Genomic DNA, 15,564 nt, shown 5'->3' with positions numbered 1-15,564 from the left:
CCCCGTTCAGGCGTTGGCCTTGACTTCCACCAAGTTGGGACGCGCGCCGTGCAGCACTGCGTGCGGGTTCAACGAACGGATGGGGATGCTCAAATCCCGGGGAATGCGGTTGTCCACCTGCAGTGCCAGATAGCGCTGGCAGCAGACCCGCAAAAAACTGGAATAGTTGGGGATGTCACCGCGGTGCGCCAGCAGCTCGTCGTAGAGCTTGGAGAGCAGCTGCGGCACGTTCATGCCGTCGCGCGTGGCAATTTCTTCCAGCGTGTCCCAGAACAGGTTTTCCAGTCGCACACTGGTGACCACGCCATGCAGTCGGATGCTGCGGGTCGTAGCCTCGTAGCTCATCGGGTTGGCTTGCACAAATATCTGGCACATGCGGAGCATCCTGTGTTTCTGCAGCGAACCCCGGGCACAGCTGCCGGGGCCGCCTTGCGTTGCTAATGGCTGATCTTGGTGCCCAGCAGGGCGAAGAACTGTGACAGCCAGGCCGGGTGCGCGGGCCAAGCCGGCGCCGTTACATATTGGCCGTCTGTGACCGCGGCGTCAATGGCGATTTCCGCATAGGTCGCACCTGCCAGCTCCACCTCCGGACGGCAGGCCGGATAGGCACTGATGCGCTTGCCACGGATGATGCCGGGCACGGCAGCCAGTATCTGGGCGCCGTGGCAGACCGCGGCAATGGGTTTGCCCGCATCGGCAAATTCCTTGGTGATGGCAATCACGCGCGGGTTGAGGCGAATGTATTCGGGACCCCGGCCGCCGGGGATGAGCAGGCCGTCGTAGTGGGCGGTGTTGACCTCGGCAAAGTTGGCGTTGAGCGTGAAGCGGTGGCCGGGTTTTTCACTGTAGGTCTGGGCGCCTTCAAAGTCGTGGATAGCGGTCATGACGTAGTCGCCGGCTTTTTTGTCCGGGCATACCGCATGCACCGTGTAACCAATGGACAGCATGGTCTGGAACGGGACCATGGTTTCGTAGTCTTCGCCGTAATCGCCGCACAGCATCAAAATCTTCTTGGACATGAATGTCTCCTGGTTGGTTGGGAGATTTCAGTGTAGGAGTGCACCCAAGGAACGGGTAGTAATGCATTACTACCTGCCTCGGTGTTTTCCCTAGGGGGTGGCACGGTACCCCAACCGCAGCGTGATACCTGGTGGATTTAGCCGAACAGGGGGCTGGGCAGGCCCACGCAATCGGTATCCACGCTGAACAGGGCGCCGGCGTCCGGCTCGGCGGCGAGTTGCTCGGGGCTGAGTCCGACACGGGCACTCGAAATATAGAGCGTGCGCAGGTCCGGGCCACCAAACACGCAATTGGTGACGTGGCTGGTGGGCAAGGCAACGCGTGCCAGTTCCTGCGCAGTGACCGGGTCGTGGCAGGTGACACAGGCGCCACCCCAGTGCGCGATCCATAGACGGCCTTGCGCGTCCGTGGTCATGCCGTCCGGATAGCCGTCAACAGGCGCCAACTGCAGCCAGTTGCGCTCGTTGTGCAGGGTGCCGTTTTCCGGGTCGAAATCGAATGCTTGCACACGTCCTTGCACCGTATCGTTGAGATACATGGTGCGCCCGTCCAGCGACCAGGTGGGGCCGTTGTTCACCACATAGCCGGGGTGCATGGTCTGGCATTCGCCGGACACCGTGAAGCGGTAGATGGCGCCCGTGGCCTGCTCGCAGGCAAAGTCGATGGTGCCGCCCCAGAAGCGGCCCTGTGCATCGCATTTGCCGTCATTGAAGCGGTTGCCCGGCTTGTCCGTTTCGGCGCGGTGCAGTCGCTGCAGGTTGCCTGTTTGCGGATCGAAATAGGCAAAGTCGTGGCGCAGGGTGACCAGCAGACCCGGACCATTGCGTCGCTCGGCCAGGGCGGAGATTTCTTCTTCAAAGGACCAGCTGTCGCGCGTTTGTTGCGCTGCCTTGTAGCGATACAGGCGCCGACCCAGGATATCCACCCAGTACAGCGCCTGCTCACGTACCGACCACAGCGTGCCTTCGCCCAGTTCGGCCTGGGCAGGCCAGACCACGTGGGCCTGACCGAGCACGGGTGCGCGGGATGCAGCAGTAGCCACGGTGCTCAGTGCGAGTCGCGTGGCACGCCGGCACCGCTCTTGCCCACCAGGAAGTCCAGGTCGGCACCCAGGTGGGCCTGCTGCACATGGTCCACATACAGCTTGTAATAGCCGCGTGCCGGTTTTTCGGGCGCAGCCCAGGCGGCACGGCGAATGGCCAGCTCTTCATCGGACACGTCCAGGTGCAGCTTGCGCTCGGGCACATTGAGTTCAATCATGTCGCCATTGCGCACCAGGGCCAGCGGGCCACCGGCTGCTGCTTCGGGGCTGGTGTGCAGCACCACGGTGCCGTAGGCGGTACCGCTCATGCGGGCGTCCGAGATCCGCACCATGTCGGTAATGCCCTTTTGCAGCACCTTGGGTGGCAGTGGCATATTGCCGACTTCGGCCATGCCGGGGTAGCCGCGCGGGCCGCAATTCTGCAGCACCATGACGCAGTTCTCGTCGATGTCCAGATCGGGGTCGTCGATGCGCGCATGGAAGTCTTCAATGGACGAGAACACCACGGCACGGCCACGGTGTGTCAGCAGGTGCGGAGAAGCTGCGGACGGCTTGATCACGGCACCGTCCGGCGCCAGATTGCCGCGCACCACCGCAATGCCTGCAGCGGGGATGAAGGGCTCGTCCATGGTCTTGATGACTTCGCGGTTGTAGCAGGGGGCTGCTTCCACGTTTTCACGCAAGGTCTTGCCGTTGGCGGTGAGCGCGTCACCGTGCAGCAGGGGCAGAATTTCGCGCAACACGGCAGGCAGGCCACCGGCGTAGCAGAAGTCTTCCATCAGGTACTGGCCAGAAGGCTGCAGGTTCAGCAGACAGTTGACCTCCGAACCCAGCTTGTCCCAGTCGTCCAGGGTCAGGGGAATGCCCATGCGTCCGGCCACGGCCAGCAGGTGGATCACCGCATTGGTGGAGCCGCCAATAGCAGCGTTGGTACGGATGGCGTTTTCAAAGGCTTCGCGGGTCAGGATCTGCGACATGCGGATGTCCTGCTTGACCATTTCCACAATGCGTCGGCCTGTCAGCTGTGCCAGGCGATTGCGGCGGGTATCGGCGGCGGGCAGGGCGGCGTTTTCGGGCAGGGACATGCCCAGTGCTTCAACCATGCTGGCCATGGTGGAGGCGGTGCCCATGGTCATGCAACTGCCCTTGGAGCGGTGCATGTCACTTTCGCAGGAGGTGAATTCCTGCATGGTCATTTCGCCGGCACGAACCATCTCGGACATCTTCCACACGCCGGTGCCGGAGCCTACGTCCTTGCCACGGAACTTGCCGTTGAGCATAGGGCCGCCGGACAGGCCGATGGTGGGCAGATCGCAGCTTGCAGCGCCCATCAGCAGGGAAGGGGTGGTCTTGTCGCAACCCATCAGCAGCACCACGCCGTCTATGGGGTTGCCGCGTATGCTTTCTTCCACGTCCATGCTGGCCAGGTTGCGGAACAGCATGGCGGTGGGGCGCAACTGGGTTTCGCCCAGCGACATGACGGGGAACTCCAGCGGAAAGCCGCCGGCCTCGTAGACGCCCCGTTTGACGAATTCGGCCAGCTCGCGGAAGTGGCCGTTGCAGGGAGTGAGTTCACTCCAGGTGTTGCAGATGCCGATGATGGGGCGGCCATCCAGCAGGTCGTGCGGATAGCCCTGGTTCTTGAGCCAGCTGCGGTGAACGAATCCATCCCGGTCCTGCTTGCCAAACCAGGCGTGGCTGCGGCGGAACGGGGGTTTTGGTGTGTCCATGTGTATGCCTCTTTTGTGGCGGAGGTAGTACCCCCTTGGTTCTTGACAAGTTGGATGCTAACCATGCATAGTGATAATAGAAAATGAATTAATAGTCGATATCCATATTTAAATTGCAATACATCAATAGGAGCTCTTTTATGACCGCATCAACCTTGGCCACATTTCCCAGCCTGCGTGGCCAACGGGTGTTCATCACCGGAGGGGGGACCGGCATCGGTGCTTCCATGGTGGAAGCCTTTGCCGAACAGGGGGCACAGGTGGCTTTTGTCGACATGGCGGCCACCGAAAGCCAAGCATTGGCCGAGCGCGTGGCGCAACGTGGTCATACCCCGGTGTGGTGGCGCGCCTGCGACGTGCGCGACGTGGCCGCGCTGCAGGCCGCCATTGCCGCAGCCCAGCAGGAACTGGGTGACTTTTCCACCCTGGTGAACAACGTGGCCCGTGACGACCGCCATACGCTGGAATCGGTGACGCCCGAGTACTGGGACGAACGCATGGCCGTCAACCAGCGCCCCGCCTTCTTTGCCATCCAGGCCGTGGTGCCGGGCATGCGCCGTCTGGGCGGCGGTTCCATCATCAACCTGGGCTCCACCGGCTGGCAGACCAAAGGCAGTGCCTATCCCTGCTACGCCATTGCCAAGTCGTCGGTCAATGGCCTCACCCGCGGGCTGGCGGGCAGTCTGGGCGCAGACCGCATCCGGGTCAACACCGTGTCGCCGGGCTGGGTCATGACCGAGCGCCAGATTGCCCTGTGGCTCAATGCCGAGGGCGAGGCGGAAATCAAGCGCAATCAGTGCCTGCCGGACAAGCTCAAGCCTTCGGACGTGGCGCGCATGGTGCTGTTCCTGGCATCCGCCGACGCAGCCATGTGCACCGCGCAGGAGTTCAAGGTCGACGCTGGCTGGAACTAGCCTGCGCATACGCTGCCTTCAGGCAGGCAGTTCCAGATCGAACTGCTTGCCGTACACCACCATGGCCGACGCCTTCAGGCTGCGCAGCACCACCTGAGCGGCCGGCGAAAGCAGGCGGTCACGCCGGGTGATGAAGCCGAAGGGCTCCATGTCGCAGGGCAGGGTGATGGGCAGGATGGAAAAAAGCCCGTGGTCCGCGTAATAGCGCGCCACGTCGGTAGCCATCACGCTGACCATGTCACTTTGCTGCATCATCTTGGCGATGAACAGCAGCGAGCTGGTCTCCACGCTGTTGGTGGGGTGCGGCAGGTTGAGCTCCTGGAACATCAGGTCAAACCGATGCCGCAGCGCACTGCCGGCGGGAGCCACGATCCAGCCGTAGCCCAACATGTCTTCCACCGTCAGTTTGCTCACCGAAAACAAGGGATGGCCCGGACGCGCCACGGCGCAAACCGGCTCGTCGGTAACCACTTCGTAACGCAGTGCGCCTTGGTCGTGCTCAGCTGAAAGCCGCCCCACCAGAATGTCCAGCGTGCCCCGGTTCAGGCGCTCGATGAGCAGATTGCTGGGCTCGATCTGGATGGTGATGTGCAGATTGGGATGTGCCTGCTTGACCGAGGCGACCGTGGGCGGCAGCAGGGCCAGCCCCGGGGCGGTGATGGAGCCGATGTTGACCTGCCCGAACTGACCGTTCTTGGCCGCCTGCAGCTCGTCATGGGCCTGGTTGAGCGTGGCCAGCGCGGCGCGGGCGTGCCGGATCATGGTTTCGCCATACCAAGTGGGGCGCATGCCCCGCGGCAGGCGCTCGAACAGAGACACCTCCAGCACATCCTCCAGATCCTTGAGCAGCTTGGACGCGGCGGGCTGCGTCATGTTGAGCACCTGGGCCGCGCGGTGGATGTTGCCTTCCTCCGACAAAGCCACCAGCAGCAGCAGCTGGCGCGTCTTCAGGCGGGCCCTCAGGAACCAATGGGTGTAATTTGTCATATTAGGGTTATCACCAATCTCAATTTGTGTATTAGATATTGGTCAAACTATATTGGATAAGCATCGAACTTGTCCATATGATTTCGCCATCTGAGCCAGAAGGCAAAGACGCTAGAAATGACACCAATCAATTACAGGAGACGCACAGTGACTGCTCGTAGAACAACTCTCAAGACTTTGGCCGCCGCTTTGGTGCTGGGTTTTGCAATCGGAACGCCCGTTGCACAGGCTCAGGACAAAGGCACAGTCGGCGTGGCAATGCCCACCAAGACTTCCACCCGTTGGGTGAGTGACGGCAACAGCATGGTGGCAGCGCTGGCAGCCAAGGGCTACAAGACGGATCTGCAGTACGCCGACGATGACATCCCCAACCAGCTGGCCCAGATCGAAAACATGATCACCAAGGGTGTGAAGGCGCTGGTCATTGCTTCCATTGACGGCACCACCCTGTCCAACGCCCTGCAAAAGGCTGCTGACAAGGGCATCAAGGTTGTTGCCTATGACCGTCTGATCGTGGGCAGCAAGAATGTGGACTACTACACCACCTTCGACAACTTCCAGGTTGGCGTGCTGCAGGCACAGTCCCTGGAAAAGGCGCTGGGCCTGAAAGAAGGCAAGGGCCCGTTCAACATCGAACTGTTCGGCGGTTCTGCGGATGACAACAACGCCTTCTTCTTCTATGACGGCGCGATGTCTGTGCTGCAACCGTACATCGACAAAGGCAAGCTGGTCGTGCAGAGCAAGCAGCTGGGCATGAACAAGGTGTCCACCCTGCGCTGGGACGGTGCCGTGGCCCAGGCCCGTATGGACAATCTGCTGAGCGCCTACTACGGCAACAAGCGCGTGGACGCTGTGCTGTCCCCCTATGACGGTCTGAGCATCGGTATCCTGTCTTCCCTCAAAGGCGTGGGCTACGGCTCGGCATCGCAGCCCTACCCCTACGTGACCGGCCAGGATGCGGAAGTGCCTTCGGTGAAATCCATCATCCGCAAGGAGCAGTACTCCACCATCTTCAAGGACACGCGTGAGCTGGCCAAAGTCACGGCCAACCTGGTGGATGCGGTGCTGAGCGGCAAGCAGCCGGAAATCAACGACACCAAGACCTACAACAACAAGGTCAAGGTGGTTCCTTCCTACCTGCTCAAACCCATCCCTGTGGATCTTTCCAACTACAAGCAGGTGCTGATCGGCAGCGGCTATATCAAGGAAGAACAACTCAAGTAAGCGTTTCAGGGCTACAGTCAAAGGCCCTGTGCAGCAACGCACAGGGCCTTTTTATTTCGTACAAGAAGAGAGACAGACAAGGCAATGGCAGACCCAATTCTTGAAATGCGTGGAATCAAGAAGTCGTTCCACGGCTTGCGTGCTTTGAGTGATGTCAACCTGACCGTCAGGTCCGGTGAAATCCATGCCATCGTTGGAGAAAATGGCGCCGGCAAATCGACGTTGATGAAGGTGCTCAGCGGTGTCTATCCGCACGGTGATTTTGAAGGCCAGATTCGGTTCATGGGCGAGGATTGCCAGTTCCGTGGCATCGCCGACAGCGAGCACAAGGGCATCATCATCATCCACCAGGAGCTGGCGCTGGTACCGCTGCTCTCGATTACCGAAAACATCTTTCTGGGCAACGAGCAGTCCCATGGTGGCGTGATTGACTGGAGCGCTTCCTATGTCAAGACCCAGGCCCTGCTGAAAAAGGTCGGGCTCAACGAGTCTCCCAATGCGCTCATCACCAATCTGGGTGTGGGCAAGCAGCAACTGATTGAAATCGCCAAGGCGTTGTCCAAGGAAGTCAAACTGCTGATCCTGGACGAACCCACGGCCAGTTTGAACGAGACCGACAGCGACGCGCTGCTGGAGCTGTTGCTGGACCTCAAGGGTCACGGCATTTCCTGCATTCTGATTTCGCACAAGCTCAACGAAATTTCCAAGGTGGCCGACAGCATCACGGTGTTGCGCGATGGTGCTACCGTAGCCTCGCTGGATTGCAGCGCCGGCAAGATCAGCGAAGACGTCGTCATCCGCCACATGGTGGGGCGTGAGATGGCCGACCGCTATCCCAAGCGCACGCCCCAGATCGGCGACAAGGTGTTCGAGGTGAAGAACTGGAAGGTCCACCACGATGTGCACCCGGATCGCGTGGTCATCAAGGGCGTGGACCTGCATGTCAACAAGGGCGAGATCGTAGGCATCGCCGGACTGATGGGCGCTGGCCGCACCGAGCTGGCCATGAGCATTTTTGGTCGCACCTATGGGCGCGACATCAGTGGCCAGGTGTTCGTGCACGGCAAGCCCGTGGATACCAGCACCGTGCAGAAGGCCATCGACAACGGCATTGCCTATGTGACGGAAGACCGCAAGGGCTACGGCCTGGTGCTGGAAGAAACCATCGCCTGGAACACCACGCTGGCCAATCTGGAGGCGGTGTCCAGCAACAGCGTGATCCACGAAGGCCAGGAATTTAAGGTGGCAGAAGAGTACCGGCGCAAGCTCAATATCCGCAGCCCCGATGTGTACGCACGTACCGTCAACCTGTCGGGCGGAAACCAGCAGAAGGTGGTGCTGAGCAAATGGCTGTTCTCCAACCCCGAGGTGCTGATACTCGATGAGCCCACGCGCGGCATCGACGTGGGCGCCAAATACGAGATCTACACCATCATCGCGCAGCTGGCCGCAGAGGGCAAATGCGTGCTGATGATTTCCAGCGAGATGCCCGAACTGTTGGGTATGTGCGACCGAATCTGTGTTCTCAACGAGGGAGCTTTCGTGGCCGAATTCTCGGCTGCCGAAGCGACACAGGAAAAAATCATGCGATCGATTGTGACATCCGGAGTGAACTGAACATGGCAACCCAAACCCTACAAAACAAAGAGCAGGGGCAGATCAGCGGTCTGAGCTTCCTGAAAAACAACGTGCGCGAGTACGGGCTGTTGATGTCCCTGGTGGTCATCATGGTGTTCTTCCAGATCGAAACCGACGGCACCCTGTTCCAGCCACTCAACCTGACCAACCTGATCCTGCAGAACAGTTACATCATCGTGATGGCGCTGGGCATGCTGCTGGTGATTGTGGCCGGCCATATCGACCTTTCGGTGGGCTCGGTCAGCGGCTTTGTCGGTGCCTGCGCTGCGGTGCTGATGGTTAACCACAACGTCAACTTTGCGCTGGCAGGGTTTATCTGCCTGGTGCTGGGCGCCGTCATCGGTGCGGCGCAAGGGTATTGGGTGGCGTTCTACAAGATACCGTCCTTCATCGTCACGCTGGCTGGCATGCTGGTGTTCAAGGGGCTGGCGCTGGCGGTGTTGCAGGGCTCATCCGTGGGCCCGTTCCCGGAGCAATTCCAGCTCCTGAGTACCGGCTTCATTCCCGATCCCCTGCATGGTGAAGGGCTGCGCATCACCTCGCTGATTGCGGGTTTGCTGATGGCGCTGATTCTGCTGGTCACCAAGATCCGCGGCCGCGCCGCACGCGTACGCCATGGCATGGAAAGCGAGCCGGTGGTGTTCTTCATGATCAAGAACCTGGTGTTCGCCGGGATGATTGCTGCCTTCAGCTACCTGTTGGCTTCCTACAAGGGTCTGCCCAATGTGCTCATCGTCATGCTGCTGCTGATGCTGGTGTACGACTTTGTCACTTCCCGCACCACGTTGGGCCGCCGCATCTATGCGTTGGGCGGCAACGAGAAGGCCGCGCGCCTCTCGGGCATCAAGACCGAGCGGCTGACCTTCTACACCTTCATCAACATGGGCGTGCTGTCGGCCCTGGCCGGACTGATCTTTGCAGCGCGACTCAATACCGCTACACCCAAGGCCGGTCTGGGCTTTGAGCTGGACGTGATTGCGGCCTGCTTCATCGGAGGTGCATCGGCTTCCGGCGGTGTGGGCAAGGTGCTGGGCGCTGTGATTGGCGCCTTCATCATGGGTGTGATGAACAACGGCATGTCCATCATGGGCATTGGCATTGACTACCAGCAGGTCATCAAGGGGCTGGTGTTGCTGGCAGCCGTGTGCGTGGACGTGTACAACAAGAAGAAATAAGGCGGCCTCCATGACTACAACAACGGCGGCCCGCTACAAGGGCGTATTTCCGGTCGTTCCCACTACGTTTACCGAAGACGGCGCGCTCGACCTGGAGAGCCAGCTGCGCTGCGTGGATTTCATGATTGATGCCGGCTCCACGGGCTTGTGCATCTTGGCCAATTTTTCGGAGCAGTTTGTGCTGTCGGATGCGGAGCGCGAAGTGCTCACTTCCACCATCCTGGCCCATGTGAAGGGGCGCGTGCCGGTAATCGTCACCACCACCCACTTCAGCACCCAGGTCTGTGTGGATCGCAGCGTGCGCGCGCAGCAGCAGGGCGCCTCCATGGTCATGGTGATGCCGCCCTACCACGGCGCCACCATCCGCGTGTCGGAAGCGCAGATCTACGAGTTCTATGCACGGCTGTCGGACGCCATCGACATCCCCATCATGATCCAAGATGCGCCTGTAAGCGGCACGCCCTTGTCTGCACCCTTCCTGGCACGCATGGCGCAGGAGATTGAGCATGTCAGCTACTTCAAGATCGAGACGGCAGGTGCGGCCTCCAAGCTGCGCGAGTTGATTCGTCTGGGCGGCGCTGCCATTGAAGGCCCCTGGGATGGCGAAGAAGCCATCACGCTCATGCCGGACCTGGATGCTGGCGCTACCGGCGCGATGACCGGCGGTGCCTATCCGGATGGCATACGCCGCATCGTGGATGCGCATGCTGCCGGTGACCGCGATACGGCGGCTGCCTTCTACCAACAATGGCTGCCACTGATCAACTATGAGAACCGCCAGGGCGGCATACTGACCGCCAAGGCACTGATGCACGAGGGCGGCGTGATCGCCTGCGAAGCGCCGCGCCATCCTTTTCCCGCCATGCATCCGGAAGTCCGCAAGGGGTTGCTGGAAGTTGCACGGCGTCTGGACCCCCTGGTATTGCGCTGGGGACACTGAAAGAAACCATGACACAACACCACAACCTCATTGCCGGCGAATGGCTGGCAGCGCCCAACTACGCGCCCAACATCAACCCCTCCAACCTGCAGGACAGCCTGGGCGACTATGCCCAGGCCGATGTGGCGCAGCTCGATATGGCCGTGGCTGCCGCGCAAAAGGCTTTTCCTGCGTGGTCCACCTCCGGCGTGCAGGCGCGTGCGGATGCGCTGGACAAGATCGGAACGGAAATTCTGGCCCGACGCGAGGAACTCGGTACCCTGTTGTCACGTGAAGAGGGCAAGACCCGCGCCGAGGGTATTGGCGAAGTGGCGCGTGCTGGCAACATCTTCAAATTCTTCGCCGGTGAATGCCTGCGCTTGGGCGGCGAGGTTTTGCCTTCAGTTCGCCCCGGCATTGGCGTGGAAATCACCCGCGAGCCTTTGGGTGTGATCGGCCTGATCACGCCCTGGAATTTTCCGATGGCGATCCCCGCATGGAAGGTTGCACCTGCCCTGGCTTATGGCAATTGCGTTGTGCTCAAGCCGGCCGACCTGGTACCGGGCTGCGCCTGGGCGCTGGCCGACATCATCCACCGCAGCGGCATTCCGGCAGGCGTGTTCAACCTGGTGATGGGGCGCGGCAGTGTCATTGGCGATGCGCTGGTCAACCACCCCGGCATTGCTGCCGTGAGCTTTACCGGCTCGGTTGGCGTGGGGCAACGCATTGCCGCCGCCTGTGCTGCCAACATGAAGAAGGTGCAGCTCGAGATGGGCGGCAAGAACCCGCAGGTGGTTCTGGACGACGCCGATCTGGGTGTGGCTGTGGAGCTGTGCGTGCAGAGCGCGTTCTACTCCACCGGCCAGCGCTGCACAGCGTCCAGCCGCCTGATCGTGACCGACAAGATCTACCCCGCCTTCATTGACGCCATGCAAAAGCGCATGGCCAGCATCAAGGTGGGCGACGCCTGCGCCGCAGGGACCGACATCGGACCGGTTGCCTCGCTGGCCCAGCTCGAGCAGGACATGTCCTATGTGGATATCGGCCAGAGCGAAGGCGCCACGCTGCTCGCAGGCGGAGATCGCTTGCAACGCGACACCGAGGGCTTCTACATGGCTCCCGCCTTGTTGGTGGACAGCACGCCGCAGATGCGCATCAACCGCGAAGAAATCTTTGGCCCGGTGGCCAGCGTCATCCGCGTGAAGGACTATGACGAAGCATTGGCGGTGGCCAACGACACGCCGTTTGGCCTGTCAGCCGGCATTGCCACTACCTCGCTCAAATACGCCACGCATTTCAAGCGCCACTCGCAAGCGGGCATGGTGATGGTCAACCTGCCAACGGCCGGGGTGGACTACCACGTGCCGTTCGGTGGCCGCAAGGGCTCCAGCTATGGCTCGCGCGAGCAGGGCACCTATGCCAAGGAGTTCTTTACCGTGGTCAAGACGGCCTATACGCTGGCTTGAGCGTGTCGGTTTCCGAAATGCCGCAGCAGCTTGCCATGGTAGGCGTTGACTGGGGCACCACCCATCGTCGCGCCTATGCCCTCAATGACCAGGGCCAATGTGTGCGCACCCATGCAGACGGCGAAGGTGCGCTGGCCAGCAAGGGTCGCTTTGAACAGGCGCTGGTCCAGGCACTGCAGGCGCTGGATGCCGACACCACCCAGGTGGTGATGTCCGGCATGGTGGGCAGTGCGCTGGGCTGGGTGCAGGTCCCTTATGTGGATGAATCCGTGCTGCTGACCGACCTGGCGCAGCATCTGTATCCCGTGTCCGCTGGGCGTCTGGACTTGCAAGCCGTGGTCGTGCCGGGCTACTGTGTGCGCGACAGCCACGGTCAGCCGGACGTGATGCGCGGCGAAGAAACGCAGCTGCTGGGCGCAGTCACGCTGGGTCACCACAGCGGCTGGTTTGTGCTGCCCGGCACCCACAGCAAGTGGGTGGAGCTGCGGGCCGGGCGTATTCAGCAGCTGCGCACCTACATGACCGGTGAATTGTTTGACCTGCTGAGCAAGCAGGGGACCATTGCGGCGGCCATCGGTGCGGATGAAGCATCCTGGGACCAGGCCGCTTTTGCGGACGGTGTGCAAGCGTCCGCGCAAGGTTCGCTCAGCCACTTGCTGTTTGGCTGCCGTGCACGGGTGGTGTGTGGCGACATGGCATCCAGCAGTGCGCGCGCCTATCTGAGCGGCCTGCTGATCGGGCACGAAATGCATGACGTACTGGGCCGCCCCGGTGCCACATCGTCGGTGCAGGACTTTTACCTGATCGGCTCGCCCGCACTGGCCACCTTGTACCGCGCCAGTGCAGAACAACTCGGCCTGCACTGCCACCTGATTGATGCGGAGCAGGCCTTTATCGGGGCACTGTCCCATTTGCAAACCCATTGGAAAAACACGTGACGACTCCCCACCAGTTATTGGTCCAAACCCGCAAGCTCCCCCTGGTTGCCATCCTGCGCGGGCTGACCGTGCAAGACGCAGAGGCCGTGGGTGCGGCCTTGTATGCCAGCGGCTTTCGTGCGCTGGAAGTGCCGTTGAACCGCCCCGAAGCACTGGAGTGCATCGACCTGCTGGTGCGCACCCTGCCTGCCGACGCCCTGGTGGGTGGCGGCACCATGCTCACGGTGGCAGACGTTGACGCCGTGCATTCGGCCGGTGGCCGCCTCATGGTGGCGCCCAACTGCGATGCCCGCGTCATCGCCCGCGCGGTTGCGCTGGGCATGCTGAGTGCGCCCGGCGTGGTCACGCCCACCGAAGCCTTCACCGCGTTGCAGGCTGGCGCACATGCGCTGAAGATATTTCCCGCCGACACCCTGGGTCTTGCGGGTCTCAAGGCGCTCAAGTCCGTGCTTCCCGCGGGCACGGAGGTGTGGCCGGTGGGTGGCATTGACCCGGTCAACATGGCGGCCTGGAAACGGGCCGGGGCCACCGGGTTCGGCATTGGCAGTCAGCTCTATACACCCGGCAAAACCGCACAGGCTGTTGCGGAGACGGCCGCGCATTTCATCCAGGCCTGGCAAGGCTGAAGTGCCGCGGGCCGTTGGGCCCCGTCTTCAGCGTTCCAGCGCGTGCAGGTAGACCGCCGGGTTGGCCGATAGGCCGGCATGGACATGCCGCGTCACGTCATCGGCCAGTACCTCGCTGGCACCTGCCTCGAGCGCATCCAGCGCGGTGCGCACCACTGCTTCGGGTGACACTTTGGGTACATCGAAGCCATGCGTCAGATCGGTATCGATAAAGCCGACGTGCAGGCCCAGCACCTGGGTTTTCTGCGCACTGAGCTCAATGCGCGTGCCGTTGGTCATGGCCCAGGCTGCCGACTTGCTCATGGCATAGACGCCCAGCAAAGGCCCGTTGATCCAGCTGGCAATGGACAGCACATTGAGAATACCTCCGCCCCCATTGGCCCCCAGAATGGGCGCAAAAGCCTGCGTCAGCCGGATAGGGCCGAACACATTGGTATCAAAGTGGCGCTGTGCGGAGGCAATGCTGTCCGGTGCCAACACGCTGCCGGTGGCGGCAATGCCGGCGTTGTTGATCAGCAGCGTGACATCCGGGAAATTTTTCGCGGCAGCAGCCACGTCTTCCGGATTGGTCACGTCCAGCTTCACCGGAATCACGCCGGGCAGCGTCACCGTGGACGGATCACGCGCAGCGGCATACACCTTGCGCGCACCGCGCGCCAGCGCCTCCCGTGCAAATGCCAGGCCCAGGCCGCGGTTGGCACCGGTAATCAGAATGGTTGCGTCAGCTACTTTCATGGAAACTCCTTGGATGGTGGGTTGAATATATGATGATCATCATATTTTTTGGACAAAGAAACGGCAAACAAATGGAGAGGATTTGTTCAGTCGGAGGCGTACTGCGCCAGCAGCGCATTGCGCGCAGCGGCCAGCATGGCCTTGCCCTGCGCGTTGGAGCCCAGGGTGCGTGCCAATTGCAGGCTACCCACCAGGCTGCCGGCGATGGCCATGGCCTGATCGGCAGTGCCACCCGGGGGAAGGGCGTGTGACACCAGATTGACCAGGCTGCGTACGCGCTCGGATGCGGCTTGCTGCAGCTCTGGCGACTGCCGGGGCATTTCGGAACTCAACGCCGCCACGACACAACCGCCTTCGACATCCCGCAAATGGGCTTCCGAGAGATAGTCTTCAATTAGCACACGTAGGGCGCTTTTGCCGCCTGCCTGTTTGCGCGCGATGCGCTGCATCGTGCCTTCAGTGTTGTCTCGTCCGGCACGCGCAATCGCTTCCGCCAGCAAGGCGTCACGCGAAGGGAAGTGTGCGTAGAAGCCGCCGTGGGTCAGACCAGCCTGCTTCATTACGTCAGCCACGCCCACGCCGTTGTACCCATTGCGGCGCAGTGCCAACGACGCAACTTCAAGAATGCGTTCATGGGTGGCTTCGCGGCGACTGGGTTTGCTTTGCATGGCTGTAATGTATCAAAATATGATGATCGTCATATTTTGCGCCCGGATAAACCACGGACGGTGTGGGGAAATACGCCTTAAGCCGATTCCTGTGCGCACCATTGCGCCAGCATGAGCCGTGCAGTGGACAGGTTGGTGGCGCAGGGCACATCGTGTACGTCACTTGCGCGTACCAGTGCATTGATATCGGGTTCGTGCGGCTGTGGCGTCATGGGGTCGCGCAGAAAGATGATGCCGTCAAGCCCGCCTATCGCCAGGCGCGCGCCGATCTGCAAGTCGCCTCCCATGGGGCCGCTGAGCATGCGCTCCACACGGAGTCCAACTTCGTTGGCCAACCTGCCGCCCGTGGTTCCCGTGGCGCACAGTTCGCAACGGCTGAGGAACGGAGCGAATTCTCTGGCCAGTTCAACCATGGTGTTTTTCTTGTTGTCGTGGGCGATCAGGGCGATACGAAGTGGCATAGGGGGTGGGGCAGTGAAGGA

Annotated in this window: 16 protein-coding genes; 8 read left to right on the top strand and 8 right to left on the bottom strand. The window is 61.4% G+C overall.

The features are described from left to right. Positions 1 to 6: 6 nt before the first annotated feature. The 4 genes from AC1RMF_RS05970 to AC1RMF_RS05955 all read right to left on the bottom strand — a co-directional run bounded on the left by AC1RMF_RS05970 (position 7) and on the right by AC1RMF_RS05955 (position 3,792). The gene (locus AC1RMF_RS05970) at positions 7 to 375 is read right to left on the bottom strand and encodes a ribbon-helix-helix domain-containing protein (protein ID WP_342621007.1); all 369 of its coding nucleotides are present in this window, start codon (positions 373 to 375) and stop codon (positions 7 to 9) included. Between the two features lie 62 nt (positions 376 to 437). Continuing rightward, the gene (locus tag AC1RMF_RS05965) at positions 438 to 1,019 is read right to left on the bottom strand and encodes a DJ-1/PfpI family protein (RefSeq protein WP_342621008.1); all 582 of its coding nucleotides are present in this window, start codon (positions 1,017 to 1,019) and stop codon (positions 438 to 440) included. A gap of 137 nt (positions 1,020 to 1,156) precedes the next feature. Beyond that, complete coding sequence (locus AC1RMF_RS05960; protein WP_493140398.1) at positions 1,157 to 2,062, bottom strand: SMP-30/gluconolactonase/LRE family protein; 906 nt, start codon at positions 2,060 to 2,062, stop codon at positions 1,157 to 1,159. A gap of 5 nt (positions 2,063 to 2,067) precedes the next feature. Then, positions 2,068 to 3,792: an IlvD/Edd family dehydratase gene (locus tag AC1RMF_RS05955; RefSeq protein WP_342621010.1), complete on the bottom strand. Its 1,725-nt coding sequence runs from the start codon at positions 3,790 to 3,792 to the stop codon at positions 2,068 to 2,070. Between the two features lie 140 nt (positions 3,793 to 3,932). Here AC1RMF_RS05955 and AC1RMF_RS05950 point away from each other — a divergent pair, with 140 nt between their 5' ends. After that, a complete protein-coding gene (locus AC1RMF_RS05950) occupies positions 3,933 to 4,706 on the top strand; it encodes an SDR family NAD(P)-dependent oxidoreductase (protein ID WP_342621011.1) in 774 nt (257 codons plus the stop codon). 18 nt (positions 4,707 to 4,724) lie between these two features. Here AC1RMF_RS05950 and AC1RMF_RS05945 read toward each other — a convergent pair whose 3' ends face one another. Then, positions 4,725 to 5,693, bottom strand: coding sequence for a LysR family transcriptional regulator (locus tag AC1RMF_RS05945; protein ID WP_342621012.1), 969 nt, complete (start codon positions 5,691 to 5,693; stop codon positions 4,725 to 4,727). A 177-nt stretch (positions 5,694 to 5,870) separates the two neighbouring features. Between AC1RMF_RS05945 and chvE the strand changes: the two genes are divergently transcribed. The 7 genes from chvE to AC1RMF_RS05910 all read left to right on the top strand — a co-directional run bounded on the left by chvE (position 5,871) and on the right by AC1RMF_RS05910 (position 13,679). Beyond that, a complete protein-coding gene (gene chvE / locus AC1RMF_RS05940) occupies positions 5,871 to 6,917 on the top strand; it encodes a multiple monosaccharide ABC transporter substrate-binding protein (protein WP_446738041.1) in 1,047 nt (348 codons plus the stop codon). A gap of 105 nt (positions 6,918 to 7,022) precedes the next feature. Further along, positions 7,023 to 8,534: a multiple monosaccharide ABC transporter ATP-binding protein gene (gene mmsA, locus AC1RMF_RS05935; protein WP_493140395.1), complete on the top strand. Its 1,512-nt coding sequence runs from the start codon at positions 7,023 to 7,025 to the stop codon at positions 8,532 to 8,534. A gap of 2 nt (positions 8,535 to 8,536) precedes the next feature. Next, on the top strand, positions 8,537 to 9,730 hold the full coding sequence (gene mmsB, locus AC1RMF_RS05930) for a multiple monosaccharide ABC transporter permease (RefSeq protein WP_493140393.1): 1,194 nt from the start codon (positions 8,537 to 8,539) through the stop codon (positions 9,728 to 9,730). A 10-nt stretch (positions 9,731 to 9,740) separates the two neighbouring features. After that, positions 9,741 to 10,670, top strand: coding sequence for a dihydrodipicolinate synthase family protein (locus AC1RMF_RS05925; RefSeq protein ID WP_493140391.1), 930 nt, complete (start codon positions 9,741 to 9,743; stop codon positions 10,668 to 10,670). An 8-nt stretch (positions 10,671 to 10,678) separates the two neighbouring features. Then, the gene (locus AC1RMF_RS05920; RefSeq protein ID WP_493140389.1) at positions 10,679 to 12,115 is read left to right on the top strand and encodes an aldehyde dehydrogenase family protein; all 1,437 of its coding nucleotides are present in this window, start codon (positions 10,679 to 10,681) and stop codon (positions 12,113 to 12,115) included. Between the two features lie 2 nt (positions 12,116 to 12,117). Next, the gene (locus AC1RMF_RS05915) at positions 12,118 to 13,053 is read left to right on the top strand and encodes a 2-dehydro-3-deoxygalactonokinase (RefSeq protein ID WP_493140387.1); all 936 of its coding nucleotides are present in this window, start codon (positions 12,118 to 12,120) and stop codon (positions 13,051 to 13,053) included. Next, positions 13,050 to 13,679: a 2-dehydro-3-deoxy-6-phosphogalactonate aldolase gene (locus AC1RMF_RS05910; protein WP_493140385.1), complete on the top strand. Its 630-nt coding sequence runs from the start codon at positions 13,050 to 13,052 to the stop codon at positions 13,677 to 13,679. Before AC1RMF_RS05915 ends, AC1RMF_RS05910 begins: the two co-directional genes overlap by 4 nt. 27 nt (positions 13,680 to 13,706) lie before the next feature. Here AC1RMF_RS05910 and AC1RMF_RS05905 read toward each other — a convergent pair whose 3' ends face one another. From AC1RMF_RS05905 to AC1RMF_RS05895, 3 genes are all read right to left on the bottom strand, one after another. Beyond that, complete coding sequence (locus AC1RMF_RS05905) at positions 13,707 to 14,414, bottom strand: SDR family oxidoreductase (RefSeq protein ID WP_342616141.1); 708 nt, start codon at positions 14,412 to 14,414, stop codon at positions 13,707 to 13,709. 86 nt (positions 14,415 to 14,500) lie between these two features. Next, entirely contained in the window at positions 14,501 to 15,082 is a 582-nt protein-coding gene (locus tag AC1RMF_RS05900; protein ID WP_493140383.1) for a TetR/AcrR family transcriptional regulator, read from the bottom strand. 77 nt (positions 15,083 to 15,159) lie between these two features. Continuing rightward, positions 15,160 to 15,543: a methylglyoxal synthase gene (locus AC1RMF_RS05895; protein ID WP_342616143.1), complete on the bottom strand. Its 384-nt coding sequence runs from the start codon at positions 15,541 to 15,543 to the stop codon at positions 15,160 to 15,162. Between the last annotated feature and the right edge of the window lie 21 nt (positions 15,544 to 15,564).

It is taken from the genome of Rhodoferax sp. GW822-FHT04A08 (assembly GCF_058801025.1).
The sequence above is the reverse complement of the archived record's forward strand: the minus strand, read 5'-3'. Positions and strand labels throughout refer to the sequence as shown.

Coding starts and splice junctions, on each gene's coding strand:
- AC1RMF_RS05970 (WP_342621007.1), bottom strand. CDS start 375: ATGTGCCAGATATTTGTGCAAGCCAACCCGATGAGCTACGAGGCTACG.
- AC1RMF_RS05965 (WP_342621008.1), bottom strand. CDS start 1,019: ATGTCCAAGAAGATTTTGATGCTGTGCGGCGATTACGGCGAAGACTAC.
- AC1RMF_RS05955 (WP_342621010.1), bottom strand. CDS start 3,792: ATGGACACACCAAAACCCCCGTTCCGCCGCAGCCACGCCTGGTTTGGC.
- AC1RMF_RS05950 (WP_342621011.1), top strand. CDS start 3,933: ATGACCGCATCAACCTTGGCCACATTTCCCAGCCTGCGTGGCCAACGG.
- AC1RMF_RS05945 (WP_342621012.1), bottom strand. CDS start 5,693: ATGACAAATTACACCCATTGGTTCCTGAGGGCCCGCCTGAAGACGCGC.
- mmsA (WP_493140395.1), top strand. CDS start 7,023: ATGCGTGGAATCAAGAAGTCGTTCCACGGCTTGCGTGCTTTGAGTGAT.
- mmsB (WP_493140393.1), top strand. CDS start 8,537: ATGGCAACCCAAACCCTACAAAACAAAGAGCAGGGGCAGATCAGCGGT.
- AC1RMF_RS05925 (WP_493140391.1), top strand. CDS start 9,741: ATGACTACAACAACGGCGGCCCGCTACAAGGGCGTATTTCCGGTCGTT.
- AC1RMF_RS05920 (WP_493140389.1), top strand. CDS start 10,679: ATGACACAACACCACAACCTCATTGCCGGCGAATGGCTGGCAGCGCCC.
- AC1RMF_RS05905 (WP_342616141.1), bottom strand. CDS start 14,414: ATGAAAGTAGCTGACGCAACCATTCTGATTACCGGTGCCAACCGCGGC.
- AC1RMF_RS05900 (WP_493140383.1), bottom strand. CDS start 15,082: ATGCAAAGCAAACCCAGTCGCCGCGAAGCCACCCATGAACGCATTCTT.
- AC1RMF_RS05895 (WP_342616143.1), bottom strand. CDS start 15,543: ATGCCACTTCGTATCGCCCTGATCGCCCACGACAACAAGAAAAACACC.